Source organism: Maribacter corallii (genome assembly GCF_047345415.1).
Lineage (GTDB): Bacteria > Bacteroidota > Bacteroidia > Flavobacteriales > Flavobacteriaceae > Maribacter_C.
The window spans coordinates 260,527-286,909 of sequence record NZ_JBLFEP010000007.1; the positions used below are offsets into that span (position 1 = coordinate 260,527).

The window sequence follows — 26,383 nt, forward strand, 5'->3', positions numbered from 1 at the left end:
TTAGTACTACAACTTAACTTAGGGCGCGGAAGTGCCGCTAGTGTTTTTGGCCCTGCGGAGTTGTCGGCGAATTTTTTTAATAGCCGATTCAATTGATTTTTCCGGTTCGATGATATTGTACTCCCCCCAAAAATCAGGGTCCGCAAAACCAAGTGCCTCATCGTTTAAGATAATCGATGATTTCATTCGATCCTTGGCCTTTGGAAAGGTGCCCCTATTCTTTTCCCAATCGGTAATAGCCATCTCGCAGGTCATACTATATACGGAATTGAACAATTTTTTGTCCCAATTGATCTTGAATTCCAAAAGCACATTACTGTAGCCGTAGTACCATCTTCCGTTCTTCTCGCGATAATCTACGCGATAAGCTACTTCGTTGGGCCATACCCGTGCATTGCTTGGCTTTCGACGCACAAATAGTTTTGCGGCCTCATCCTTATTGGTGATATTCAAGGAAAAGATTGCACTTGTCAGAATTTTATTTTCCGCATCGATATATAGCTTTCCACGATACAATTGTTCGGCTACACTAGGCCTTTGCTCGAAATCGATAATGTAGATCAGTTGGTCATTGACCCTGGTAGAGCGATTAAATGAAAAGGTATAGTTCTCCATACTTTCATCGGTAAAAATGTATTCCGGGTATTTCATAATATCGACAAAAAGCGTGTTGAATGGGCCTCCCTGAAGTTTTAATGCCAACGTATCCAATCTACTATAGTCAGTGCTCTTACGGGCTTTATATAGTTTTACGGCATCACGACGCTCCGAAGTGTACGGAGTTTTGTAGATATTGACTACAGCTTCGGATAAGGATACATTTTTTCTTCTTTTCTTAATGGTTTCCCTGTAAAAAGCTGTCATCAATGTCGGGTCATCGAAGTAGTTTTGTCCTTTCCTTTTTAAGGTTTCGCGAACTAAGGTGGTCGCATTCTTAGGAATACTTACGTTCACCTCGGCCAATTCGGTGACTGAGACCTGTAGTTTGATTTTTGTGTTCGAATCGGAAAATTGATTCAATGGGATCAGTCGGCTCTTGTAGCCCAGAAAAGCGACCAATACGTTGCCTCCTGTCATTTCCTTAGGCACTTTGAGGGCGAATTGTCCTTCAGTATTGGTTATCGTACTAATGTTAGAACCTTCAATGGTAAGTGTAGCGAAAACCAGCGGTTTATTGGTTTCCTCATCGAGAACTTCTCCTTTGTACTGCTTATATGATACCGCTTCTTCGGCAGTATCTTGAAAAAAAGCGAACATATTCTGCATGCCGCCAAAACCGACTAAAAATAGGGTCAGTAAAACAACGGATGTAGATTTTTTTAGATGAAAGTGTATATTGGATTCCATAGCTTGAAAGTTATTTTACTTTTATTCTTTATAGTAATTCTAAGTTACTCATTTTTAGGATGTTTTACTGTTAAAATTTAGTTTAAAATCCTTTTAGTATGGTAACGCTTTATAGGTCTTACCCTGATCAAGGCCTCTTGGATTTTCGGTGGTATTGCTGAAGGTTGTGGGAAAGGACACATAGGGATACTTCCAAGATCCTGACTCCGTTGCTACAAAATGCAAATGCGGATACCCGGCCAGCCCTGTATTTCCACTAAGACCAATAACACTCCCTTTTTTAACAGTTTGTCCAACTTTTACACGTGCGCCTTTATGGGTCAGATGCATGTATTGGGCAAAAGTACCATCTGAGTGTTCCACAACGACCAGGTTGTTTGGAAAACCACCGTCAACACCCGATTCTTCTACAAACACTACTTTGCCTGAGCGCGAAGCCGTGATCAACGTGCCGATATTCATAGCGAAATCAATTGCATATTGGTCGGGGTATCCCGCACTATGGTATGATCCCCCACAGTGAGATAGATTTACGGAATAACTTTGACCGACCTTATAAGGCAGCACATAAATCGAGGTTTCCCAATCTTCATAGGTTTTATCATTGCAATTTACAGGGGTGATTTCGAGATTTTGAGTCATTTCCTTAGGTGGTCTTCTCGCTACGTCCTTCAAACAGCTAGATGAAAAAAGCACCATTAGAAATATGACGATTAAGTAATCTTTCATTGTCTTTATCATTTGTTCCGACAAATTAGAAATTTGAACAAGGGAACATGTCTCTTCGTGAAAACCTTTACAAGAAATTAAGAGGTAGCGGTATGTTTGATATAATCCGAGGGGTTGAAATCGGTAAACTTTTTGAAGGCTTTATAGAACGAGGCTCTGTTGTTGAAACCGACGTCGTAGGCAATCTGGGTCATGGTCAGTCGATTTTCATCGTTTTGCATTAGTAGTTTTTTAGCTTCCTTTATGCGATAACGATTCACGAAATCAAAAAAGGATAGATTAAAGTGTTCATTGATAATCTGTGACGTATGGTTCCGTGAGAGATTCATCAAACGAGAAATATCATCCAGTCGCAGTTCATTGTTGAGGTGGGGTTTTTCCCGCTGCATGACATCCAACAATTTTTGTCTCATCTCGAAGGAAAGGGCAGGTGACAAGCCTGTTTTTTTGTATTTGATGAAGGGAATGACCTCTTTGATCGTTTTTCCCTCGAAGATTTCGGGCTGAACAAATCCGAAGAAGGCGAGCATACCGATAAAGAAAACAATACCTAGGTCGATAAAATAATCATAAGAAGGGTCCATTAGTCCAAAGCGGACCAATGTGATGTAGAGCCCAAATGAGCTTACAAATCCTACATACGAACCCACGAACCATTTCAACCACTTGTGCTGTCTTAAACCTATATTGGTACGCCAGGCAAAGCTCAAATAGGTCAAAAATGCATAAAAGAACATCAAGGCGATGATTAGCCAAATGACAAAGCTTGGAAATAGCGCATAATCCCAAGTATGTCCACTCTTGACTACCTCAAGTTTTTTAGCGCTACCCAGAAGGTAAAAAGGAATCAAAAGTACGATGATACCAATCGGGGGAATCAAAAATAACAAGTCGGTTATTTTGAACGTGGATTTTGAAAGCACCCTACGGCTGTACAGATACACTATTGGCCCATAAATGACCCAAAGCGGAAAATGGGTCAAATCTAAATGGATGAATCGACTCGTATACAAATCACCTGACCATCTGAGGCAATTATTCAACAGTTCAAAAGAGAACAAAAAGGTATAAAGGCTTAGAAGCCTATTCGCCATACCATGTCCTTTCGATTTTAAGAGAAATAGAAGAGATAGTAGTACTCCTGAAAACGAAAAAAAAAGAAAAATAAGAACACTGAAAGTCATGACTATGATCTTTGCCGGTAAAGATAAAACGCACTAGTCGCCGAGGTGTCTCTTTCTGTAAGGAGAAATAAAAAACCTACTGGTCGTTGTTTAAGGGAACCCTTCAATCATAGGTTTTCACGGAAGCGGAAACCAAGCGGTTGATTTCCTTTAATTCATCTGAGGTCAGATCTCTCCATTTTCCTGAGGGAAGGTCTAAATTGACATTCATGATTCGAATTCGCTTCAGTTTTTTTACATCATAATCAAGATACTCGCACATACGACGAATTTGTCTGTTAAGACCTTGGGTCAAGACGATTTTGAACTGGTACTTTCCAATTTTTTCGACTTTGCACTTTCGTGTAACGGTATCCAAAATAGGTACCCCATTTGCCATACTCTCGAGAAATTGTTCCGTAACCGGTTTGTTGACCGTGACCAGATATTCTTTTTCGTGGTGATTGCGTGCCCGTAAAATCTTATTCACGATATCGCCGTCATTGGTCAAAAAAATAAGCCCCTCGCTCGGTTTGTCCAATCGTCCGATCGGGAAAATGCGTTTGGGGTAGTTGATAAAATCGATGATGTTGTTTTTTTCCACCCGGGTATCGGTAGTACATACGACACCAACGGGTTTGTTGAAGGCCAAATAAACCCACTCATCCTTAGGCTCCGTGATACGCTTGCCATCGACCTTGACTAAATCTCCGACAACGACTTTGGTACCCATTTCGGGAATCTTGTCGTTAATCGTAACCCGACCTTGTTCGATAAGTTTATCTGCGGCCCTACGCGAGCAATAGCCCACTTCGCTGAGGTATTTATTGATTCGGGTTTGTTTGGTATCCGACATTCATTCTTACGTTACATGTTTACAAAAATATGTCCTGCCTGGGGAATTTCGGTCAGATCGACGTCTTTTTCATTTAACAAGATGCCGTGCTCTAGATAAGCTTTCAGATTGGCCAACCAGAAGGTCCATCCACAGCTACACCCATTGTAAAGTTCCATTTTGGTCTTTTCATCGGTCGGCATCCCATATTGTCGCAAGGTCACCAAAGTTGTATTTTCAACTTCTTCTAACGTAACACTGCATGTACATACATCATTGGCAAACGAGAATTCTAAAAAGTCTTTGCCATTTGTCTGCAAGATGCTACCCGATTCTTGTCCGTTCCAATTATGCCATTTCCAGGTATAGCGGTCGCCATTTTGTATGGGATCGGTGGCATTTCTGTTGGTTCCTTCAACGGAAACATAGTGCGCTTCCCGTAAAAACCAGGATGTAATACCTTCTTCCGTAGCCCAATACCAGTACAATGTTTTAACCGGGGCCTTTATATAAATTTTTTTGGTAAACGCTTCAAAAGTCAAGGGTGTCATAGCATTAGTTATTTCTGTTCAATTCAAACTGGTATAGTTGTCGACCCAATTCAGCCAAAAAGGGAATACCTATTTCATCATATTCGTACTGATCGTCATTGAAGACACCGTCTTTATTGACCAAAATTGTGGCGGTCAAAAGAAACTCCACGTTGTTTTTAGAATCGGTAATATAGGCGCAGTCGGTTAGGGTACCATAGGCAAATCCTACTTTATTGTAAATTTTAATATGCTCTTCCATATCTTCCGTGGTGTCGCCATATAGAAAGAATTTACAGTAGCCGTCATAATAGGTGACAGGATCATAGCCAAGGGCTTTGGGAAGTGTGTGCATGGTTTTCAAAAGATACTGATGTTGCGCATCACTTAAATTAAAACGCTGCGATTCATCAAATTGCTCGGGAAAGATAACCCGCTTCAAAACACCGTGTTGCGCTTTCACCGGGTAATAGTTTTTCAAACTGAAATCGAAGGGTTCATTTACCAATTCACCGTCTTCATAAAAACCGATCCCTTTCTGTATCTCATTCAACTCAAGGGGCTTGGCTGCCGTGTTCACCGTACCTTCATAGGTGGCCGTAGTGCTATCGTTCAAATAGATGATGAGGGGTTTGGTAGTGAGATCATCACTGTGATATCCTAGACGATGGGCTATGCGCACCGGTGACACTCCTTTCGAACTCAATCTTGAATTGATTACATCTTGTCCAAGCAGTTCTACCAATCTGTTATTCGCATCATTATCGCTAACAGCGAATATTTGGGAAACCGCTTCGGCGAAAGTCGTCTCTACCGAATCTCCTTCTACGTAAAATCTAGTACTGAGGTCAAGGGTGTCGATGTCATTCAGTTTTTCCATTGCCAAAACCGCTATCGGGAATTTGACCGTGCTCGCTGGATAGAAATAATTTGCTTCATTTACTTGAAAATCATAATCGATTAATTTGAGACTATCTCCGGATCGGTTTATTTGGGTGTATCGTATCTGTACTTGATACTCATCTATACTATCCATTACCCTTTTGATTTTAGGATGGTCGGAAGCCAATACCTGTTCAAGCGGATTTCCGGACGACTGTGGATCTGTACAACCAACAGTTAGAATCAGTACGAGCAGAAAGTAAAGTATGGCGTTTTTCAACATGGTTTTTTGTTTGATGCGAACGGTTAATTCTCATAAAGTTCTCCCCTATGGGGCTTAAGGGCATCACGAACTTGCGGCATTTGTGACTCATACACTACCAAAAAAGCGAGGCTATGCATATCGTTTAGGTGCTCGTGGCCCGTTATTTTTAAGTCAAGCGATTCAAGAGTGCAATATTCAGCTAAATGCTTTTCATGATGCTCGGCCGTATGTGCTGCTGCTGGACCTCGAAAGTCCCAAATTAATTTTAATTTTCTCACAATATTGGTTTCTATCTACTTGCTATTGCCTACCAAGGTGAATTCTCCTGCAGACCGCGTTAACGGGCGGCTACCGTTCAATCCATTCTGCCAGTGTTTCCTATTTTCGGCAGTGCTCACTTTTTTGATAAACCTGGTCCGAGGCACGGAAACGACCATTTCCGCGGTACACTTCATAACTCCTTTTTTTGTTTGACTAATGTAGCAATTCGAAAACAGCACGCCAAAAATGTGTTAATGATTCGACGCTTATTTGCGGAACATGCGATATTTGTTATTTTTGCGGGATGTTTTCATTGGCCGAAAAAAGGAATTTTCTGTATAGTCTGATTTCCTTGTTGATTCTCACTTTTGTTTCTTGCGATTCCATGTGGAAAAAGACCAATGGTGAAGAACCCCTCGCCAGAGTGGGAGAGAAGTACCTTTACAAAGAGGACATTGCCCCTCTATTGGGAAATGGTATTTCAAAAGAGGATAGTGTTTCTTTCGTGACGAATTACATCAACAATTGGGCGTCAAAACAGCTCTTACTTTCCAAAGCCAAGATCAACCTTTCCGAAGATAAGCTAGCCGGATTCGATGAATTGGTAAGTGACTATCGAAATGACCTGTATACCAGAGCCTACAAAGAGGCCCTCGTACAGCAAGTGAACGATACGATCGTAACCAAGGAAGAGATGCGGGCGTTGTACGAAAAGGAAAAGAACAATTTCAGATTGAAGGAACCGTTGGTCAAGATTCGCTTCATAGAGCTACCCAAACAATTTTTGAATAAAGAAACGGTCACACAAAAACTAAAAAGTTTCAAAAAGGAAGATATCGCCTATCTCGACTCTATAGGGGTTCAATTCAAGAAGTTGAATTTCAATGATTCCATATGGGTGCCGGTTTCGAGGGTAATCGATGAAATACCGCCATTGACTTTCGACAATCAATCGAAGTACTTAAAGAAATCACAATTTTTTGAATTGGAGGATACATTAGGGGTATATTTGGCCAAAGTCACTGGGGTTTTGGGCATTAATGACATTGCACCACTCACGTATATCGAACCCACCATAAAGCAAGTACTTCTAAATCGCCGTAAGCTGGATTACCTTCGAAAACTGGAAACAGAGGTGATAGATGAAGCAATTAAAGACAAAGAATTCGAAGTATATGAACAAGACAATTAAAGTATGGGCGACTGCATCTGTTTTAGGATGTTTTCTCTCCTTCACTGTACAAGGGCAAGATTCCATTCCTAATACGAATGCCGAAGCAACGGACTTAATGGTCGAGGCCAATACGCAATCGAGCACTGATTCTACCAATACCTTCAAAAAAATAAAGCTCGATGGTATCTCGGCGGTTATCGGAGATTACGTGATATTGGAATCCGATATCGAAAAAACATTGATTGATTTGCGTAACCAAGGGGCTTCCACCGAAGACGTCACCCGCTGTGGGTTATTGGGGAAACTAATGGAAGACCGGCTATATGCCCATCAGGCCGTACAAGATAGTATTTTGGTGTCTGATGATGAGGTCAACGCTACTGGTGAAAGGCAATTGCAATCACTGGTTCAACAAATCGGGTCGATGGAAAAGGTCTTAAAATACTATAAAAAGGAAAATGAAGCGGATTTCCGCGAAGAACTATATAAAATCAACAAGTTGCGCATGCTATCTGAGCGAATGCAGCAGAATATAATTTCGGAAATCGAAATCACACCCGAAGAGGTGCGGCAATTCTTCAGCAAGATTCCAAAGGAGGAACGCCCTGTTTTTGGTTCTGAAATGGAGATTGCGCAAATCGTGAAAGAGCCAAAACCTACGGATTTGGAAAGGCAAAATGTCATCGACCAGTTGAATACCATTAAGGAAGATGTGGAAGATAATGATGCCAGTTTCAATGTCAAGGCTATCTTGTACTCCGAGGACCCCGGATCCAAATCGAAAGGTGGGTTTTACAGCATTACCAAAGAATCAGGGTTTTACAAAAATTTCAAGGATGTGGCCTTTAGTTTAAAAGAGGGGGAAATATCAGAACCTTTTGAAACAGATGCGGGTTATCATATTATTTTTATCGAGAAGATCAGGGGGCAAGAACGTGACCTAAGACATATTTTGATTCAACCTAAGATTTCGCAGGAAGCGCTGGACAAGGCAAAGTCCGAACTTGATAGCATTCGAAAAAATGTAATCGATGGCAAATTTACCTTTGCAGAGGCTGCGCTCAATTTCTCCGACGAGAAAGAGACCAAATTTGATGGTGGATTATTGCGAAATCCTGTTACACTGGACTCCCGTTTCGAGCTTACCCGTATGGATCCACAATTGTACAATCAAGTTCGAAATCTGAAGGATGATGAAATATCGAATCCCCTTATAGAAGAAGACCCTAGAGGTGGCGGACCAAAATACAAGATTTATAAAATTACAAATCGGTATGACGAACACGTGGCCGATTTCTCAAAGGATTATATTAAAATCCAGGAACTTGCCAAAACGGAAAAGCAGTATAAGGCCATTAAAAAATGGATGGACGAGCACATTGAAGACACCTACATTACAGTAAACGAGGAGAACAGGGATTGTGAATTCGCCAATAACTGGGTAAAGGAATAAGTAGATGTCAGACGTTACAGCAGTTCAAAACCTGGTTTCAAAGCACCAGGAGCTTAAACGGGAAATCGCTAAAATCATAGTAGGTCAAGAAGCCGTTATCGAGCAGATTTTACTCTCCATTTACACCGGCGGTCATTCGTTATTGATCGGTGTTCCTGGCCTGGCAAAGACCCTAATGGTCAATACCATCGCACGTACCCTGGGGCTTGATTTTAAAAGAATACAATTTACACCAGATTTGATGCCGAGCGATATTCTCGGTAGCGAAATACTGGATCAGAATAGAAACTTCAAGTTTATCAAGGGCCCCGTGTTTTCCAATATCATTCTAGCGGATGAAATTAATCGTACACCTCCCAAGACGCAGGCAGCACTTTTGGAGGCCATGCAGGAAAGAGCCGTGACTATAGCAGGTCAACAACACAAGTTATCGCTTCCGTATTTTGTACTTGCTACGCAAAACCCGATAGAACAAGAAGGAACTTATCCGCTACCAGAAGCGCAGCTCGACCGCTTTATGTTCGCTATTGAGCTAAAGTATCCTTCGATCGAGGAAGAAATCAAAGTCGTAAAGGCGACTACCGATGATAGTGTGCCTAGTATAGATACAATTTTGAACGCTGAATCGATATTGGAAGTGCAGCATTTGATCCGAAGGATTCCGGTGCCTGATAACGTTGTCGATTATGCGGTCAAACTAGTGAATAGTACCCGACCTAATCAAGAAACGGCTTCGGACTACGTCAGGCAGTATATCGATTGGGGTGCCGGCCCTAGAGCCTCCCAAAACCTCGTGCTTGGTGCAAAGGCGCACGCTGCGATCAATGGTAAATTCTCACCAGATATCGAGGATGTAAAGGCAGTGGCTATGGGTATACTCCGTCATCGTATCATTAAGAACTACAAGGCAGAAGCGGAAGGTATTTCCGAAGAAGATATCATCACCGAACTTCTATAATCGAACTATTGTTATTTCGATGTGTTTTCTCTGCTGATATTGGGTATTCGATGAATTCTTAACAAGCGATTTGACAATTATTCAAAGAAGCCGTAATCGTCGATTAAAAATTTTATTAGCCCCTGTTATTTTAGTAATTTCGTAGAATTACGTTAATCCAAAAAGACAAGAAATGGCATTTGATATCGACATGATAAAAGGTGTTTACGCCAATATGGCCGAACGCGTGAACAAGGCTAGAGAGATAGTAGGCAAACCACTTACTCTTTCGGAAAAAATATTATACTCCCACCTTTGGGACGGTGATCCCACCAAAGCCTTTACCCGAGGAAAAGATTATGTTGATTTTGCCCCTGACCGTATTGCCTGTCAAGATGCAACTGCCCAAATGGCGCTGCTTCAGTTCATGCAAGCTGGTAAACCTAAAGTTGCGGTACCCACTACGGTGCATTGTGATCACCTGATCCAAGCAAAAAGTGGCGCTGTGGCCGATTTGAAAATGGCAAATAGTACCAGTGCCGAGGTATTCGATTTTTTAGAATCGGTATCCAATAAGTACGGCATCGGTTTTTGGAAACCAGGAGCGGGCATTATTCACCAGGTAGTTTTGGAAAACTATGCTTTTCCCGGAGGAATGATGATCGGTACTGATTCGCATACAGTAAATGCTGGCGGATTAGGTATGGTCGCCATTGGAGTAGGTGGAGCCGACGCTGTTGATGTGATGGCCGGCATGGCTTGGGAACTAAAATTTCCCAAACTGATCGGAGTCCGTTTGACCGGAACGATTTCTGGGTGGACGGCACCTAAGGATGTTATTTTAAAAGTGGCCGAGATTCTTACCGTAAAGGGGGGAACGGGAGCCATAGTAGAATATTTCGGTCCGGGGGCCTTATCCCTTTCCTGTACCGGAAAAGGTACCATATGTAATATGGGTGCTGAGATCGGGGCAACGACATCCACATTCGGTTATGACGAATCAATGGAACGGTACTTGCGTGCGACGGATCGTGCGGATGTGGCTGATGCAGCCAATGCCGTGAAGCAACATTTGACGGCGGATGCCGAAGTATACGCCAACCCTGAAGCATATTTCGATCAGGTTATCGACATCGATTTATCAAAACTGGGACCTCTCTTAAACGGACCATTCACTCCCGATCTTTCGACCAATGTAGGTGAGGAAATGACGGAAAAGGCAAAAGCCAACGATTGGCCGATGCAGGTAGAGTGGAGCCTTATCGGTTCATGTACCAATTCTTCGTACGAAGATTTGACACGCGCCGCTTCCATCGCCGAACAGGCATTGGATAAGGGCTTGAAGATGAAGGCCGAATTGGGAATCAATCCCGGATCGGAACAAGTGCGTTTCACTGCGGAACGCGATGGGATCCTGAATACTTTCGAACAATTAGGCGCCAAAATATTTACCAACGCTTGTGGGCCTTGTATCGGTCAATGGGCCCGCTACAGTGATCCCAAGAACGCGCCAAAAAACAGCATCGTTCACTCGTTCAATAGAAATTTCGCCAAACGCGCCGATGGTAATCCCAATACGCACGCGTTTGTCGCATCTCCTGAAATTACGGCCGCAATTGCTTTTTCCGGACGTCTCGATTTTAACCCGATTACAGATACCTTGATTAATGAAAATGGAGAAGAGGTGAAGTTCGATGAGCCTACTGGTTGGGAACTGCCACCAAAAGGATTCGAGGTTGAAGATGCGGGATATCTTGAGCCGGATAGCGATGGTTCTGGGGTAGAGGTAAAGGTAAGCACGACTTCGGAACGGCTACAATTACTAGAGCCTTTTGTTCCTATGACCAATAATCAATTGCAAGGCATGAAGTTGTTAATCAAAGCTTTTGGAAAGTGCACCACGGACCATATCTCTATGGCTGGACCGTGGCTTCGTTTTAGGGGGCATTTGGACAACATTGCCAATAATACCTTGATCGGGGCGGTAAATGCATTTAACAAAAAGACCAATTTCGTCAAGAATCAACTAACTGGCGAATATGGCGGTGTGCCCGATACGCAGCGAGCTTATAAAGACGCTGGCATTAAATCCGTAGTTGTCGGAGATCACAATTACGGAGAAGGTTCATCAAGAGAGCACGCTGCCATGCAACCGCGGCATTTAGGAGTAGCGGTGGTTCTTGTGAAATCTTTTGCGAGAATCCATGAAACGAACCTTAAAAAGCAGGGAATGCTTGGCCTCACGTTTGCCAACGAAAGTGATTATGACCTGATACAAGAAGACGATACGTTCAATCTTGTCGATATTGCGGATTTTGAGCCGGATACACCTTTGACCATCGAGATAGTCCATGCCGATGGAAGTAAAGACACGATCAAGGCGAACCACACGTACAATAGCGCTCAAATCGGATGGTTTAGGGAAGGTTCTGCCCTTAATGTGATCAAAAGGGAGAACGCTGCCTAGACGTAAGGTTTTAGTTTTAAAGAATTATTTTACTTTTCTATACCAAAACTCCCAATATGTATTGGGAGTTTTTTAGCTTTGAACAGAACCCGATATCCTATATGAAAAGAAGCACGGTATATACCCTTTCGATTATCATCGTTATTTTATCGTTTTTTGTCACTCCACTTGGCGACTTCAGTAAAGAGTTGTTGAACAAGCTGTTTGCCACGACACCCACGGTCATAAGTGTTGAGAACCGCGGTAAGATCGCCACCTATGATTGGAAATTGAAACGTGCCGATTGGAGTTTTTTCAATTTCAAGGAGGCGCAAAATGAAGTGACCTTTATTAATTTTTGGGCTACCTGGAATCTTCCTTCTCGAGCACAACTCGATGACATCCAAAAACTTTATGATCGATACGGCGCGAAGATGAAGTTCTATATCATTACCAATGAAGAACGTGAATTTCCCGAAGAGATGATGGAGCGAAAAGGGTATACTTTTCCGGTTACGTATCAGATTATCGGTGAGCCAAGCCCATTAAAACTATTGAAAGAGGGAGGTTCGTATTTGCTTGACAAAAAGGGGCATATTGTAATACACCAGACAGCGATTTCCGATTGGGACAATGGTGTAGTTTATGACTTGATAGAAAAACTACTATCAGAGTAGGTAATACTATTTGAATGAGCTGCCTCTTGCCTCTTCAAGCAGGTCTCAGTATTTGAAGTAGAAAAATACGAAGAAGAGCAGTTGCGCTAAATAGATGTGCAATGCAAAAACCCTATTACCTTCTATTTTTACTATCCGGAGGATACCGTGAAAAAGAAGGGCAATGAAGTACCAAGTCATATAATTTTGAATGGGGGCACCATTTCCTTCAAACGTCCAAAAATCGAATATCGGCGCATTTTTCTCCATAAAGAAGTCCAATATGACCATCAAGGCTGCTCCAATGCCTATTTTGAAACCGTTGTTCCATTTTGTGAAATCCAAAATGCCGGCGGTCACAAAGGTCAGGAGGCCCCAATAGGTTCCAATGAGTAGGGGAACACCATCTATTTTAAGCCCTAAATTTGAGCCGTAGCTGTAGTCCCCGAATAGGATACCATAGTGTACTCCGAGCCATTCGGCAAATAGCCCACCAAGAAAAAAGACCAGAAAAGTAGCGATTTGTTTGGGTCGCCTTACGGGATAGAATACAAAAAATAGGATGAGGCATGCTAAAAGGTTTACACTTGTTTTTTCTATAAACCAATCAAAATAACCCAGTGTAATACCAAGTATTCCAGAAATATGAAATAGCCAAATGGCATAAATGGCAATTGCTGGCTTATTCGTAAGTTGGATCGTAGGTGTCATTTTAAGGCTTAGGGATCAAATCACCTATGATCTTTGCTGATAAAAGACATAAGGGAATACCACCTCCGGGATGCACTGACCCACCACAGAAATATAGATTTTTAATGGTACGTGAAAAGTTTGGATGCCTCAAAAACGAGGCAAATTTACTATTACTGGCCGCTCCATATAAAGCGCCCCTAAAAGAGCTCGTACTTGCTTCAATGCCCGTAGGGTCTATAATATGTTCGGTTTGGATCAATGGCTCAATGTCAGTGTTCAATATGTTGTTGATTTTGGTAATGATCATCTCTTTGGCCTTTTTTCTCATGGCCTGCCAGTCTTGTCCGTAATTGCCAGGTGCATTGATCATAACAAACCAGTTTTCACATCCTGATGGGGCATCCGATGCCTCTTCCTTACTTGTAATATTGATGTAGATCGTAGGGTCATCATGAAGCTCTTTTGTCACGAAAATCGAGCGAAACTCCGCCGCGTACGATTCACTGAAAAGGATGTTATGCAAATCTAGTTCTGGAAATTCCTTAGCGATGCCCCAATAAAAAATCAATGCAGAACTAGACCTTTCTTGTTCGAGTACTTTTTTTGGCTGTTTCTGATCTTTAAGTAAAAGTTTATAGGTAGGATATATGTCCATATTGGACACCACTAAACTACTTTCGTATTCACTCGCTTCGGATACAACGCCGATCGCTTTTCCATTTTCGACTTTTATTCGTTTGGCCGTCTCATTGAACTTAAAGCGAACCCCTTGAGACTTTGCTAACTCGAAAAGTGACTTGGCAATGGTATGCATACCCCCTTTCGGGAAGAAGGTGCCGAAACGCATTTCTAAATCGGGTATCATTGACATAATACCCGGGGTTTGATATGGAGAGGATCCATTGTAGGTCGCATACCGATTGAAATACTGTATCAATTTTGGGTTTTTAAAGCACTTGGTATTGACTTCATTCAGGGTTTCATTAATCGATAGCTTTTTAATTTGAACCAATGCACTTAAGGTAGTTTTAGAAAGGTAGGTGCTTAGTTTATGTAACGATTTTTCTAAAAAAACGCCCGAGGTCAGGTCGTATTTGACTTGGTTTTGAAGCAAGTAGGCTCTTAACGAATCTGTTGGTTCTTCAAAGGTTTTAGAAGCATTTCTGATAAAGGCTTCCTGATCGGCGTCCGCTATAAAACGCAATCCATCTTCCCAAAAATAATTACAGATGGTCTGTTTTTTACGGTACGAAAAGTAGTTTTCAGGGGCTACGCCAAAAAGTTCAAAAAGCTCGGTAACCAAATGGGGCATGGTAAACAAAGAGGGCCCAAGATCAAAACGATATCCATCTTTTGATAGGGTACTTAATTTACCTCCGGGATAGCTGTTCGATTCGAGAACAAGAACCTCATAACCCGATTTTTGCAAACGTAGCGCAGTAGCAATGCCTCCAATACCAGCACCGATTACAATGGCATGGGACATACTGGTTTATCTATTTTTTGAAATATTTGAATGGCACCAACAACATACCGAAACATTCTCCGTCTTCTTTGCCCAAATGTTTGTGGTGTATTTTATGTGCACGGCGCACGCCCTTCGCGTACCAGTTATCCGCATTTCTGAATATTTTAAAACGCTGGTGAATGAAGATGTCATGTACTAAGAAATAGGCAATTCCGTACGCTAGAATGCCAAAGCCTGTTGCCCATCCATACCACCAACCATTAGCACCTGCATAGAAAAGGGACATGCTCACAATCGCATAAAAAATAAAGAAAGCGTCGTTGCGTTCAAACCATGATTTGTGGTCTTTGTGATGATGATCTTTGTGCAAACTCCAAAGAAACCCATGCATCACATATTTATGTGTAAACCAGGCCATAAATTCCATGATGGAAAACGTTCCAAAAAAAACAATGATCCAGAGAAAAGTCTTCATCTTAAACTAGATGTAATTTATAGTTAACATATGATTTGGCCAAGAGTCCAAACTTTTGATAATTCGGTACCCTGATACGAGCGTTTTTGATTTCCTTTGAAGGGGTGCGCTGCAGTTTTTTCAACAATTTATAATAGTACTTGTAGGCGGTATATACACCGAATTTGGCTTCCGCTGGCAGGTGTAATATGCCGCTATAGCCCTTGGCGAAGTCCGATTTGATTTCCTGTACGATTTTTTCCTTCGACTTTTCGTCTAGTTCCATTAGGTTGGCATGGGGAAAATAGGCGCGATTTAAATCTTCAAAATCGGCCTTTAGATCACGTAGGAAATTGACTTTTTGAAAAGCTGAACCGAGTGACATAGCAGAATCTTTTAAGCTTTCGTATTGCATGTCATCTCCTTTGACGAATACCTTTAAGCACATCAGGCCCACTACGTCTGCCGAGCCATAAATATATTCCTTGTACTCGGCATCGGTGCGATATTCGTGTTTGGTAAGATCCATTCGCATGCTTTTCATAAATGAATCGACCAAGTGATATGGGATGTTATAGGTGTGATAGGTATGTTGAAAAGCGTTCAAAATCGGGTTGAGGCTAATTTCAGCTTCTATTGCGGCTTTCAATTCCGACTCAAAATTGTCAAAAAGTTCTTTTTTATTGTAGGCGTGAAAGGTATCTACAATTTCATCCGCAAAGCGCACGAACCCATAGATGTTATAAATGTGCGGTCGAATGGATGGGGCCAGCATTTTGGTGGCCAGTGAAAACGAGGTGCTGTACGATTCGGTCACAATCTTACTACAGCTGTAGGAGACGTTGTCAAAAATACTTTTCATGTTGATTTGCTGTTTGCTTTGACTATTAATTCAGAGACTAATTTTCCCGAAATCAATGACGGGGGTACCCCAGGGCCCGGTACGGTGAGTTGTCCTGTAAAAAATAGGTTGTTAACTTTCTTGCTTTGTAATTTTGGCCGTAGGAACGCTGTTTGTAAGAGCGTGTTAGCCATTCCGTATGCGTTGCCCTTATATGAATTATACTCCTCAACGAAATCATTTACACAAAAGGACTCTTTAAATATAATATTATTTTCCACTTTTTGACCTGTTCTCTCTTCAAACCTTGCAATAATCAATTCAAAATATTGATCTCTTAATTGTGGCGTATCTTCCAATCCCGGAGCAATTGGAATAAGGAAAAAACCGGTCTCACATCTTTCTGGTGCCATACTAGGATCGGTTATGGAAGGAAAATTGACATAAAAAAGGGGGTCGGATGGCCATTGCGGGTGGTCATAAATTTCTTGGGCGTGAAGTTCGAAATCGGTATCAAAGAATAGATTGTGATGTTCTACGTTGACGAGCTTCTTGTCGAACCCGATATAAAAAAGAAGTGAGGAGGGCGCAAATGTTTTCTTTGACCAAAACGTTTCACTGTATTGTCGATACTGTTTATCCAAAAGTTTTTCGGAGTGATGATAATCCGCACCGCTAAGTACATAATCACTTTCGATTGTTTTTCCATTGGTGGTAATGCCCACGACCTGCCCGTTTTCAACCCTTATTTTGTCTACGGCACTGTTCAAATGAAAAGTGACTCCTAGCTCCAGGGCAAGGGCGTGCATGGCCTTGATTACCTCATACATTCCGCCTCGAGGGTGCCATGTGCCTAGACCAAAATCGGCAAAGTTCATGAAACTATAAAAAGAGGGTGTATTACTGGGTTTCGCCCCTAAGAACAAAACCGGAAATTCAAGTGTGGAAATTAGCTTAGGGTTTTTAAATTTTTTGCGCACCTGACCACTGATGGTCTTGAAGAACTGGTCTACTTTAAGTACCGTTTCCTTGGTAACCAATTCAAAAGGGGACAAGCCCGGTCGCAACACTACTTTATTGATGGCAATGTCATAATTCTCTTGAGCGTCTGCGATGAATTGTCGTAGGTGCTTAGAGCTTCCGGCTTCGATTCGCTCAAATTCCACACATATCTTGTCCATAGAATCACCAATGGTAATGATATCATCGGCGAAGAAAATACGATAGGCCGGACTCAGTTTGTCTAACTTGTAGTAGTCGGCTGTTCTTTTTCCGAAATCTGCGAAGAATTTATCGAAAATATCGGGCATCCAATACCAACTTGGACCGATATCGAAGGTGAATCCTTCTCTCACGAGTTGTCTGGCCCTACCGCCAACGGTCCCGTTTTTTTCGTAAACGGAAACGTCGAATCCCATTTTAGCTAGATAGCAGGAAGCCGATAGGGACGAAAACCCAGAGCCGATTATTAGTACCTTTTTATTCATCATCTAAAAGCAATGCGTTTTTATAATTCGGAGATGACCTGCTCTATTGAATTGAATGTTTTTATAAAGTGTGGAATAGTGCCATGGTCCAAATGTTGGGTTTGATGGCCAAGAACCCAAAAACGCGGATTGGAATACTCTTGAACCATTTTGGAGAAATCGTAAATGTATTTATCGATTTTATCCTTAGAGGGAACTACGGTGAAATAGGAGAGAAAAACGAGATTGTCAAAATACCTCATAACGTCTTTCAACGTATCTAGGGGAACTGTCTGGCCCAAGTATATTGACTTGTATCCCCGTAGCGTAATTTCGTAGTTGATGTAGAGCAAACCTATTTCGTGAATTTCATTTTCAGGAAGGAAGGGAACGAAAACCTTATCCTTTTTCGTGGGTTGACGATCTTGAAGTTTTTCCGTATTGATGAGAATTTTTTGCTTGATTAGTGCCGTGATAAAATGTTCATGTGCCGGACTGATCGTATCGGTCTGCCAAAGTAGACCCAACTCGTTCAGCAATGGTATAAAAACCTCCTTAAAAATCTCTCTAAAAGATCGGTCTGCTAAAAGACTGTTGTAGGTATTCGTGAACATAGTCTGGTCAAAATTGACCATTGACAACTTAAAAGCGTTTATCGCGTGGTTCTTAACACTGCTTTTTGCCACGATTTCGCGCACCATCAAAGGAACATTTTCTTCTGGTATTTTAGCGATTTTGGATATTTTATATCCGTTATTGTAGAGCAGGGTAACGTTTAAAAGCTTCTGCAGATTACTGAGATTGTAGGTTCTTATGTTTGTGCTTGTTCGCTCTGGGGTCAATAAGCCGTACCTTTTCTCCCAAATACGTATGGTATGCGCCTTGATACCTGAAAGATTTTCTAAATCGCGAATGCTGAAAGACTTTTTTACATTGTTCATTGTTTGCGCGTAATGATTAAACAAATTTACGATTTAATAGCTACCAATCTTAGAATTATAGTTAAAATTTCCTCAAACTCCCCGTATGTGGCAGTCTTGCAAGGGCTGACCGACGGTGTTTTACCAAAGGATCGGTGCTGATTTCGGTGTGGGTCGCAGGGTAGCTTCGCTTATGATTTCAGGTACTTTATCTGTTATTGCTTCACAAAGAAAGTGGACGGACTTAAATTGCTTAGGAGACTTTCGGAATGTTGGCAGTTACTTCCTTGACCTATCTTTGAGGTTGGTATAAAAGAAAAAAGTCAAGCACCAGGCTTGACTTTGAGTGCGCACGAGAAGACTCGAACTTCCACGGCCTAATGGCCACCAGCCCCTCAAGCTGGCGCGTCTACCAATTCCGCCACGTGCGCATAATTTTCGGATTGCAAATATACTAGAAGTATTTTGAAGTTTTTATGTTCTAGAGCGTTTTGTTACTTGGTTCTTGAGAAGGTTTATGAAAACCATATATATTCTGGCCAATGAAGTCTTTGGGGAAGTTGTCATCGCCTTTGAACCCTAGTTCAATAGTACCCGTATCATCAGGAATATAGTTGGTTTTGAATATATAGTCCCAGATGCTTAAACTAATGCCGAAATTGACCCCGTATCTCCCTTCTGGTAATTGATAGGCATGATGGTATAAATGCATTACCGGATTGTTCAATACATATTTCAAAGGACCCCAAGTGAGTTTGATATTGGCATGATTGAGATGACCAATGGTAATGGCCGAAAAATGAACAATATATGCCTGTTCGGGCTCAAAACCGCCTAAAATCATGACTCCAAAAGTTTTAAGTGGTTTGTAGAGTATATTTTCCATCCAATGATAACGCAGGTGTGCGGCAAAGCCCATTTCCTTGACGCTGTGATGTACTTTATGAAACTTCCATAAAAACGGAAAGCGATGCAATAGTATATGGGTGAACCATTGTACAAAATCAAGAACCACAAAGAATACGAATAACTGAACCCACGGTGACCAATTAGAGAGGTCAACCAGTGCAAAACTTTTGGCGTTCAGTCCGAGGTCTTTGAAGGCCACTTCCAGTACTTTGTAGAAGCCACTGATCACGATGGTAAAAAGGAAAAAATTGAAAAACATATAAAATGCGTCCAACCAAAAATCCTTTCTGAATATGGATTGATTTTTCCGCCAGGGAAAGCGAATTTCGAGCAACCAAACCAGCAGTGAAATCAAGACCAGGCCCCAAAAATAATTGGTATACCATGGTACATCGAAGCAGATAGATTTCCAGGTCCAGTTTAAAGTGCCGAGAAATGAATTGGTAAAAGCCTCTATATATTTTGTCATTTGATTAGTATTCAGTGTCTAGGGTGTACCATTCAACGTCTGCCAAATTCTGTCGCCTTCCCTTTTGGGTAGGGGCGTAGTGGGTCGCTAAGTAGTCTACGATCTCTCCCTCATTTTCTCCTAAGTCCCATAAATTTTGTGTTTCTTGCATCCACCTGATAGTCGCTTTCCATTGCTCTTTTGACATACGGTTCTGGGTGACCAGTTTCGCGGAATGACACGTAGTACAATTGTTGATAACCAGTTGCAGACCATCACCTTCAACAAAACCGGTTCGTAAGTGAATACCATTTTCCACGGTATCAAAATCGGGATGGCTCGGGTCGTTAATACTTGTTGTAGGGGATGTGTAGTCTTCTGTATCCGCATGAGGCCTAAAAAAACTATTCTTAAATACGAAAAAGAGCATTACTAAAATTAGTACAACGATGACGACTAAGGCAGTCTTTTTTCTAGATGGACTCATGAGCTGATTTTTACCGCGATTCTGTGACATGCGTTATTCAAGTACCCTTTCGGATTCCATCCTGGTAACAACATGGGTTGTGCCTTTCCTCTTTCATCCGTAGCTCTGGCCCAAACCTCATAATACCCCTCTTTTGGAAAATCGATGGTAGCACTGAAGTGCTGCCAGGCCAACCGATTGACAGGCTGTTGCAATTGACAGGCTTTCCAAGTACTACCGAAGTCAATGGAATACTGCATTTGGGTCACTTTAAGTTCTCCGGCCCAAGCATGACCTTTGATGTCCAACTTTTTTCCTTTTTGAAGAATCGCACCAGTTTTGGGGTAGGTGATCAACGATTTGACGGGCATCGACTCAATGATACACATATCCTCATCCGCTACTTTTTCTCCGGGGGCCACTGGTGTGCAAGGCACACGATAGGCCGTTCCGGTCATTTTGGGGCCATCGTGGACGATATTCCTGATGCTTAGCCGATCGATCCATTTCCCGGAGGCAGAAGCAGGAAAACCGCCAGCTATCAACCGCAGCGGAAATCCGTGGGCCAACGGAATCGCTTCACCGTTCATTTGGAAAGCGATGAGGGTCTCTTCTTGCATCGCTTTTTCAATGGGCACACCTCTTGATATAGGCTCTTTGGTGGGGTCATTGCTGAGATGGGTATCCGTAGCATGATATCCGACATAAACCGCATCTTCTTTTATTCCTACGTCTTCTAAAACATCCTTCAGTCGCACTCCGGTCCATTTTGCACAAGAGACCGCACCGACCGTCCACTGGTTTCCTTTGGCCGGAGGATCAAATTCACTTCTACCATTTCCGCCACACTCCAAGGTCAAGTGATACGTGTACTGTTTGAATTTTGTCTTGAGCTCTTTCAGGGTAAAGGTTTTTTCTTGGGTAACCGATTCCCCATCGAATGTCAATGTCCACGAATCCACATCGATTTCTTTGGGGATATTCCCATTATTTCGAATGAACATGAATTTGTTCGGGGTCACCTTGTCGTTCAGAAGGTGTGCTTGTGCTTCCATATTCCATGGCTTATCATTTAATAGCACCATTTGCGCATCTTTATTGAACATTTTAAAGGGATCGGGCTCCTGAAGGCCCAGTGGCTGATATCCGATAGGGAGCTGTTGCCCAAATACAATGGGACTTCCCAATAAGGTCGCCAAGGAAGTAAGTGTGGTCTTTTTAACGAAGTTTCTTCTCTGCATTGGCAATAGTTATTTGAAGTATAAACTTAATTCTACTGTATTTTAAAATTGGTAACCCAAGTTACATTGACCATCTAAAGTTAGCTAGAAATTAGTTGTGATGTAGCATGACCAAATGGGAATCGTTTTCTGAACAAGTTGAACTAGTTTGATAGGGGATCTTAGCGGTCTTTCATACCCGTGAAGTCTATTTGTCGATGAGAATGGAAAAAGATAGGCGACTCAGAATAGCACTTGCACGACCTCTTGTCACGGAGTATAAAGCGCCTTGCCCAGCGTTGCTATTGCAATACGCAGCCATATCATGCCATTGACAATGGAAGTTGGGCAGAGGCACTGACAAGGTCGGAAGGAATCATAACTACATATGCTTTTAGGCCACTATCGGATTCGAAAGCTATGGTGACCTATTTTTCCATATGGTTTGTCTAATGTCAATCCGACAATTAAAACGAGTCCGTTCTTTGGACCTTTTGTCGGACTCTTCTTCTTCAAGGTCGTATTCCATGTCGATTTGATGAAAGCGCTAAACTATAACATAATCGTTTTCTTAGAAATCGTTACCATCGTTTTAGAAACTAGATCATTACTTCTATTACGTGCACTTCGTCTAAGAGCATAAACAAAATATGGATCAACTGGCCGTTGCAGTATAAAGGTAGGCAAGTGGATGAGGCCTACGGGTTTCTAAATCAGATAACCAAGTTTGAAAACGAAGGAAGGGGAAATGGTATTGATTCGCAATAAAATCATTTTTCCCTTATCTTGGCTTTAGTAAATTACAAAGGTATTAGGTCGTTGCCAATGTCTAAAGCAAGAAGTCTTTCCGATTATGTGAAATCCATTAACAAGGTTCCATTGGGGCATCCCAAATCGTTGCGGAATATGCTTCGTAATGCTCTAGGAGCGAATTCATTCTCTTCGTTTTGGAGGTATTGGAATCCTATTTGGAGCTACTATTTGAGATACTTTGTTTACAGACCTTTGCGAACTATTATTCCGGAGAAAGTTGCCCTTGTCGCAACATTTCTTGTTTCGGGTGGGATTCATGATCTGGCAGTATACCTTATAACAGGTCAAGGGTCTTTTATCATTACGGTATGGTTTGGTATAATGGCTTGTGTAGTAGTATTGGAGAGCTATGCGAATATTTCACTTAGAAAGTTGCCATTTCTGCTTAAAGCACTGCTATATTTGGTTGTAATTTCGGTATGTTATTTATTGGCGAAGCTCCTTTTCACTTTGTAAAGACAGTATCGCCTTGGAAAAGGAAAAGCTACGACTTTATTTTTTGAAGAATGTGGTAAAGAATCCAAAAATAATTAGTGGTGATTTATAGTAGTAATCAATGATGTAGCACCTTATGGTATTGTTGAGGACAATACAACCAAAAAGAACGCCAAACGTTTTCGCAACCTGAAATTAAGATGCTAATGGAACTAAAATGGGGGTGCTGGCCAATTGAAAAAACTACTACGAATGTTAAAGCTCACCGGTAATCATATTCATTCTTTAAAGAAATAATCCATTGTTCATTATTGAGTTTCTCTCTCATAGTATTATTTAAAGTTCTTTGGAAAATTTCGCTTTTTTATCTTCCAATTCCTTTCTAAAATTCTCTTCTATGATTTTGCCTTCTTTGAAGTTATCATAAAAAGACGGCAGCGAAAACGTTTCTATGATTTTTGCTCCCATAAATGGAAAATAGGTGCTTGCTGATTGTAGTACGGTTGCCCCTCCTCTCGCTCCAGGGGAGGTTGTCATTAATAACATAGGCTTCTCTCTCCAGATTTGCATATTTAAACGTGATAGCCAGTCGATGGTATTTTTAAACACTGCGGCATAAGAACCATTATGCTCTGCTAGTGCAATAATAAAGGCATCTGCTGTATTGATTATTTCATCTAATCTTTTTACAGCCCTGGGTATGCCATTCTCCGCTTCAAAATCAACACCGTATATTGGCAGAATGTAATCGTTTAAATCGATAGGTATGATTTCTACATCTTCTATGAGATTAGAAACATATACCATAAGCATTTTGTTTATTGAATTTTGACTGTTACTACCTACTATGGTGACTACTTTTTTCATATGTATTACTTTTTTGAGAGTTTAGAATCAATTGACCATTTTCCACTTCCGTTTACTAGTATTGTTAGTGCTAAACCAATAACTAGCAAAGAATATTCGTAACCTTCTCCTGCCTGGTTTCCAAACCAATTCATAAAGAATCCGTGCTCAAGTTGCGTTGTGAATATGATACCCAAGAACATTCCGACGAATGAGAGTGCCCAGAACCTACTGAAAAGACCAATGATTAGGGCGACGGCACCAAAGAATTCGATTATTATTACAGAAAATGCCACCACGCTAGGCAGACCCATTTGTGTTGTGAACATTTCAATAGTAGCTGAATAGCCATAACCGCCAAAGAGCCCTAATAATTTTTGAGCACCATGCGGAAATAGTACCAAACCAAGGGTTAAACGTGCAATACTGTATCCTGAATTAGGATGCGTTGTTACTAATTTTTTAAATGAATTTTTCATAATGTATAGGGTTTAAAATGTTTTACGGTAATACAATCCGAAGTTTGATTGTGTTATAGGATTAGTTCCATATTGGTCAAAGTCTGAACCGATACCGAGTTGATGACCTTTGTAAGATGCGCCTAAACGCAGTTGTTGGAAGCTTCTGGAATGCGTTTTGAACGTATCCCAAACAGTTAAAAACTGTCCATTTAACCACAAAGAAATCCTTTCACTTAATGGTGTTTGCAATTGAAATTGGGCAAATACTTCGGCGAGACTGGCATCTTTTTTTTCTGAATATGCGACTGTAGGAATGACCACCAGTAAACCCCTTGAATTTTTCAGTGTGAACTTAGCCGAAAGCCTTTCTGAGAACCCTCCAAAACTATTGTAGTATAGAGACGGGCCTATGGCAATAGTCTTGCTAGCGTTCCAGAATAATGTGGGTTGTACCCCTGCTTCATCAAAAATTTGATTTTCTTTTTCTCTAAATTTCTGGAAAAAGGCAAGAGTAGCGATGCTTAAGGTATTGCTGTCGTTAATTGAATAACTGGAGAGTAAAGTGAAGTCTGTTTTATCAAAACCTGAAAACAGTTCTAATTGGGTAAATTGTGCTTGTAAAGTGCTTGCTAAACCAAGTATAAATACTCCAGATATGATTCTTATTTTTTTCACACTTCAAAATTCCGATTGGAATGGGTGAAAAAAAATGAACTAGTTTAAGACTTTTACATTCGATTGACTTTTGAGATGATTTTACTCATAAATTCTGGAGTAATTCCTATGTACGCCGCTAAATCTTTTTGAGTGATCCTACTCACCAGTTGTGGATATTTCTTTTTGAAATCAATATATCTTTCTTCCGCGGTTAGGGATATTCCTTGGTTTGAGCGTCTGATATAACTTATTAGGGACTTTTGATATAACATGCGATAGAATCTTTCAAATTTTGGAATTTCTTGAAACAATAAATCATAGCTTGCTCTAGAAATTCCTAAAAGTTCTGAATGTTCGGTTGCTTTAATATAATACCTTGAAGGTTCTTTGGTCATAAAACTAGACAAATCACCAGTCCAGTAATCTTCAATGGCGAACATTGAAATATGAGGTGCGCCATCGTCATCTATGGTATATACTTTTAGGCATCCATGGGTTATAAAATATTCATACTTAGCAACCTCGCCTGCCTGCAAAAGGAAATCTTTCTTCTCCACTTTAACTTCAGTCAGTAAAGAGATGTATTTCTGCTTTTCTAGCTGGGATAAATCGATAAACCGAGATACATTAGTTAGTATTAGAAGATGTGATTCTTTAAAATTCAATTCCTGCCGTATTTATACGAATTTAATTTAAAGAATTCCTTCCGGATTAAAAAGTTCACTATTTATATAATCATCAAATATGAATGTAGTTGGAATGTCGCCTTATCGGATTAATCAATACTAAACAAATGAATTCTGTAAAAACATAAAAGCTTGCTAATTCCATGATTAGCAAGCTTTTGGTTTCGGATGATATCACCCTCGGTGACCTGGCTGGAGCTCCCTTCGACTGTGCTCAGGGTAAACTTCTCGCTTCGACAATAGGGCATAAAAAATCCAAGTACATCGACCGTGATTAAAAATACCTTTAGTGACCTGGCTGGGGCTCGAACTATCTTTCTAATGGTTTGATAATCAAAAAGTTAAAATTAGTATTTTCAAAGTACGCACCGAATAACGCACCGGATTGAACAATTATTTTAAATGAACTTATTAGTATTCGAATTTCGGTACATTCTATTCGAATGGCAACAATTGAATACGCCTATTGAATTGGCCTTTCGCTCCAATAGAAAAGTGAAGCCGTATCGGGGAAATACTATGATAGGTGTTCTAACTTCTGATTCGGACGGTTTCTTAAAATCGAACAAGATCTATTATTTGGGATATGGAAACCACTATGCAGCAATTACCGAATACGGCTTATTGTACTTGAACCTTGACAAAGCGCCAATCTTAAAAGGCGAATTATATGTGTACTATATAATGAACAAAAGCAAATCAACTTTGCAACTTGCAATGGTTTCAATCAAACATTTCAGAATTAAAACAAACTTCCGAAGCAAATTACCTAGCAACATTACGGAAACAAAAGGGGTTTTTAGCTTAACAGAATTTCTTCGCGGAAAAAATGGTTTGTAACAATTTTCAGTCAATCACGTCTTTTAACTGAGTTGCCCCAACACTCTTTTAGAGGGCAATATCCAATTTTTTAGCATATTTG

General features: G+C 41.0%; 29 protein-coding genes and 1 tRNA gene. 8 read left to right on the forward strand and 22 right to left on the reverse strand.

The features are described 5' to 3' along the window. Positions 1–18: 18 nt before the first annotated feature. The 8 genes from ACKWCA_RS23040 to ACKWCA_RS23075 form a co-directional block, all read right to left on the reverse strand. A complete protein-coding gene (locus ACKWCA_RS23040) occupies positions 19–1,347 on the reverse strand; it encodes a carboxypeptidase-like regulatory domain-containing protein (RefSeq protein ID WP_413980603.1) in 1,329 nt (442 codons plus the stop codon). A 93-nt stretch (positions 1,348–1,440) separates the two neighbouring features. Continuing rightward, on the reverse strand, positions 1,441–2,076 hold the full coding sequence (locus ACKWCA_RS23045) for a M23 family metallopeptidase (RefSeq protein ID WP_413980604.1): 636 nt from the start codon (positions 2,074–2,076) through the stop codon (positions 1,441–1,443). A gap of 77 nt (positions 2,077–2,153) precedes the next feature. Further along, a complete protein-coding gene (locus tag ACKWCA_RS23050; protein ID WP_413980605.1) occupies positions 2,154–3,260 on the reverse strand; it encodes a helix-turn-helix domain-containing protein in 1,107 nt (368 codons plus the stop codon). A 103-nt stretch (positions 3,261–3,363) separates the two neighbouring features. Further along, complete coding sequence (rluF, locus tag ACKWCA_RS23055) at positions 3,364–4,095, reverse strand: 23S rRNA pseudouridine(2604) synthase RluF (protein ID WP_413980606.1); 732 nt, start codon at positions 4,093–4,095, stop codon at positions 3,364–3,366. 11 nt (positions 4,096–4,106) lie between these two features. Further along, positions 4,107–4,625, reverse strand: coding sequence for an SRPBCC family protein (locus tag ACKWCA_RS23060; protein WP_413980607.1), 519 nt, complete (start codon positions 4,623–4,625; stop codon positions 4,107–4,109). Positions 4,626–4,629: 4 nt separating this feature from the next. Continuing rightward, positions 4,630–5,769: a serine hydrolase gene (locus ACKWCA_RS23065; RefSeq protein ID WP_413980608.1), complete on the reverse strand. Its 1,140-nt coding sequence runs from the start codon at positions 5,767–5,769 to the stop codon at positions 4,630–4,632. Positions 5,770–5,792: 23 nt separating this feature from the next. Beyond that, complete coding sequence (locus ACKWCA_RS23070; RefSeq protein ID WP_413980666.1) at positions 5,793–6,032, reverse strand: hypothetical protein; 240 nt, start codon at positions 6,030–6,032, stop codon at positions 5,793–5,795. Between the two features lie 12 nt (positions 6,033–6,044). Continuing rightward, the gene (locus ACKWCA_RS23075) at positions 6,045–6,206 is read right to left on the reverse strand and encodes a hypothetical protein (RefSeq protein WP_413980609.1); all 162 of its coding nucleotides are present in this window, start codon (positions 6,204–6,206) and stop codon (positions 6,045–6,047) included. A 110-nt stretch (positions 6,207–6,316) separates the two neighbouring features. On the opposite strand from ACKWCA_RS23075, the gene ACKWCA_RS23080 reads away from it, so the two are divergent. The 5 genes from ACKWCA_RS23080 to ACKWCA_RS23100 all read left to right on the forward strand — a co-directional run bounded on the left by ACKWCA_RS23080 (position 6,317) and on the right by ACKWCA_RS23100 (position 12,699). Further along, positions 6,317–7,204 carry a peptidylprolyl isomerase gene (locus ACKWCA_RS23080; RefSeq protein ID WP_413980610.1) on the forward strand — a complete coding sequence of 296 codons (888 nt, stop codon included), beginning with the start codon at positions 6,317–6,319 and terminating at the stop codon, positions 7,202–7,204. Further along, positions 7,188–8,639, forward strand: a complete 1,452-nt coding sequence (locus ACKWCA_RS23085) for a peptidylprolyl isomerase (RefSeq protein ID WP_413980611.1) — start codon at positions 7,188–7,190, stop codon at positions 8,637–8,639. The genes ACKWCA_RS23080 and ACKWCA_RS23085 overlap by 17 nt, the downstream gene beginning before the upstream one ends. A gap of 4 nt (positions 8,640–8,643) precedes the next feature. Further along, positions 8,644–9,597, forward strand: coding sequence for an AAA family ATPase (locus tag ACKWCA_RS23090; protein WP_413980612.1), 954 nt, complete (start codon positions 8,644–8,646; stop codon positions 9,595–9,597). Positions 9,598–9,769: 172 nt separating this feature from the next. Continuing rightward, entirely contained in the window at positions 9,770–12,043 is a 2,274-nt protein-coding gene (locus ACKWCA_RS23095) for an aconitate hydratase (RefSeq protein WP_413980613.1), read from the forward strand. Positions 12,044–12,099: 56 nt separating this feature from the next. Beyond that, entirely contained in the window at positions 12,100–12,699 is a 600-nt protein-coding gene (locus ACKWCA_RS23100; protein WP_413980614.1) for a TlpA family protein disulfide reductase, read from the forward strand. Between the two features lie 45 nt (positions 12,700–12,744). On the opposite strand, the gene ACKWCA_RS23105 is transcribed toward ACKWCA_RS23100, so the two are convergent. From ACKWCA_RS23105 to ACKWCA_RS23150, 10 genes are all read right to left on the reverse strand, one after another. After that, on the reverse strand, positions 12,745–13,389 hold the full coding sequence (locus ACKWCA_RS23105) for a carotenoid biosynthesis protein (RefSeq protein ID WP_413980615.1): 645 nt from the start codon (positions 13,387–13,389) through the stop codon (positions 12,745–12,747). A 1-nt stretch (position 13,390) separates the two neighbouring features. Beyond that, complete coding sequence (crtD, locus tag ACKWCA_RS23110) at positions 13,391–14,857, reverse strand: 1-hydroxycarotenoid 3,4-desaturase CrtD (protein WP_413980616.1); 1,467 nt, start codon at positions 14,855–14,857, stop codon at positions 13,391–13,393. A gap of 10 nt (positions 14,858–14,867) precedes the next feature. Further along, complete coding sequence (locus ACKWCA_RS23115; RefSeq protein ID WP_413980617.1) at positions 14,868–15,314, reverse strand: sterol desaturase family protein; 447 nt, start codon at positions 15,312–15,314, stop codon at positions 14,868–14,870. A gap of 1 nt (position 15,315) precedes the next feature. Continuing rightward, positions 15,316–16,155, reverse strand: a complete 840-nt coding sequence (locus ACKWCA_RS23120; RefSeq protein ID WP_413980618.1) for a phytoene/squalene synthase family protein — start codon at positions 16,153–16,155, stop codon at positions 15,316–15,318. Then, on the reverse strand, positions 16,152–17,621 hold the full coding sequence (locus tag ACKWCA_RS23125; RefSeq protein WP_413980667.1) for a phytoene desaturase family protein: 1,470 nt from the start codon (positions 17,619–17,621) through the stop codon (positions 16,152–16,154). Before ACKWCA_RS23125 ends, ACKWCA_RS23120 begins: the two co-directional genes overlap by 4 nt. Before the next feature lie 20 nt (positions 17,622–17,641). Next, positions 17,642–18,541 carry a MerR family transcriptional regulator gene (locus tag ACKWCA_RS23130; RefSeq protein ID WP_413980619.1) on the reverse strand — a complete coding sequence of 300 codons (900 nt, stop codon included), beginning with the start codon at positions 18,539–18,541 and terminating at the stop codon, positions 17,642–17,644. Positions 18,542–18,867: 326 nt separating this feature from the next. Then, positions 18,868–18,951: transfer RNA gene (locus ACKWCA_RS23135), tRNA-Leu, on the reverse strand. 50 nt (positions 18,952–19,001) lie between these two features. Then, positions 19,002–19,898: a sterol desaturase family protein gene (locus ACKWCA_RS23140; protein ID WP_413980620.1), complete on the reverse strand. Its 897-nt coding sequence runs from the start codon at positions 19,896–19,898 to the stop codon at positions 19,002–19,004. A gap of 4 nt (positions 19,899–19,902) precedes the next feature. Beyond that, the gene (locus ACKWCA_RS23145; protein WP_413980621.1) at positions 19,903–20,364 is read right to left on the reverse strand and encodes a monoheme cytochrome C; all 462 of its coding nucleotides are present in this window, start codon (positions 20,362–20,364) and stop codon (positions 19,903–19,905) included. After that, complete coding sequence (locus tag ACKWCA_RS23150) at positions 20,361–21,584, reverse strand: sulfite oxidase (RefSeq protein ID WP_413980622.1); 1,224 nt, start codon at positions 21,582–21,584, stop codon at positions 20,361–20,363. The genes ACKWCA_RS23145 and ACKWCA_RS23150 overlap by 4 nt, the downstream gene beginning before the upstream one ends. Positions 21,585–22,388: 804 nt before the next feature. On the opposite strand from ACKWCA_RS23150, the gene ACKWCA_RS23155 reads away from it, so the two are divergent. After that, a complete protein-coding gene (locus tag ACKWCA_RS23155) occupies positions 22,389–22,832 on the forward strand; it encodes an MBOAT family O-acyltransferase (protein WP_413980623.1) in 444 nt (147 codons plus the stop codon). A 315-nt stretch (positions 22,833–23,147) separates the two neighbouring features. On the opposite strand, the gene ACKWCA_RS23160 is transcribed toward ACKWCA_RS23155, so the two are convergent. Genes ACKWCA_RS23160 through ACKWCA_RS23175 form a run of 4 tightly spaced genes read right to left on the reverse strand, consistent with a single transcriptional unit; the run spans position 23,148 to position 25,440 of the window. Beyond that, positions 23,148–23,678: an NADPH-dependent FMN reductase gene (locus ACKWCA_RS23160; protein ID WP_413980624.1), complete on the reverse strand. Its 531-nt coding sequence runs from the start codon at positions 23,676–23,678 to the stop codon at positions 23,148–23,150. 5 nt (positions 23,679–23,683) lie between these two features. Further along, positions 23,684–24,136 carry a DoxX family protein gene (locus tag ACKWCA_RS23165; RefSeq protein WP_413980625.1) on the reverse strand — a complete coding sequence of 151 codons (453 nt, stop codon included), beginning with the start codon at positions 24,134–24,136 and terminating at the stop codon, positions 23,684–23,686. A gap of 12 nt (positions 24,137–24,148) precedes the next feature. Beyond that, on the reverse strand, positions 24,149–24,793 hold the full coding sequence (locus ACKWCA_RS23170; protein WP_413980626.1) for a hypothetical protein: 645 nt from the start codon (positions 24,791–24,793) through the stop codon (positions 24,149–24,151). A gap of 53 nt (positions 24,794–24,846) precedes the next feature. Then, positions 24,847–25,440, reverse strand: a complete 594-nt coding sequence (locus ACKWCA_RS23175) for a Crp/Fnr family transcriptional regulator (RefSeq protein ID WP_413980627.1) — start codon at positions 25,438–25,440, stop codon at positions 24,847–24,849. A gap of 164 nt (positions 25,441–25,604) precedes the next feature. Between ACKWCA_RS23175 and ACKWCA_RS23180 the strand changes: the two genes are divergently transcribed. Together ACKWCA_RS23180 and ACKWCA_RS23185 are read left to right on the forward strand one after the other, a co-directional pair. Then, entirely contained in the window at positions 25,605–25,739 is a 135-nt protein-coding gene (locus tag ACKWCA_RS23180; RefSeq protein ID WP_413980628.1) for a hypothetical protein, read from the forward strand. A 124-nt stretch (positions 25,740–25,863) separates the two neighbouring features. Next, complete coding sequence (locus tag ACKWCA_RS23185; protein WP_413980629.1) at positions 25,864–26,301, forward strand: hypothetical protein; 438 nt, start codon at positions 25,864–25,866, stop codon at positions 26,299–26,301. The last annotated feature ends 82 nt before the right edge of the window (positions 26,302–26,383 follow it).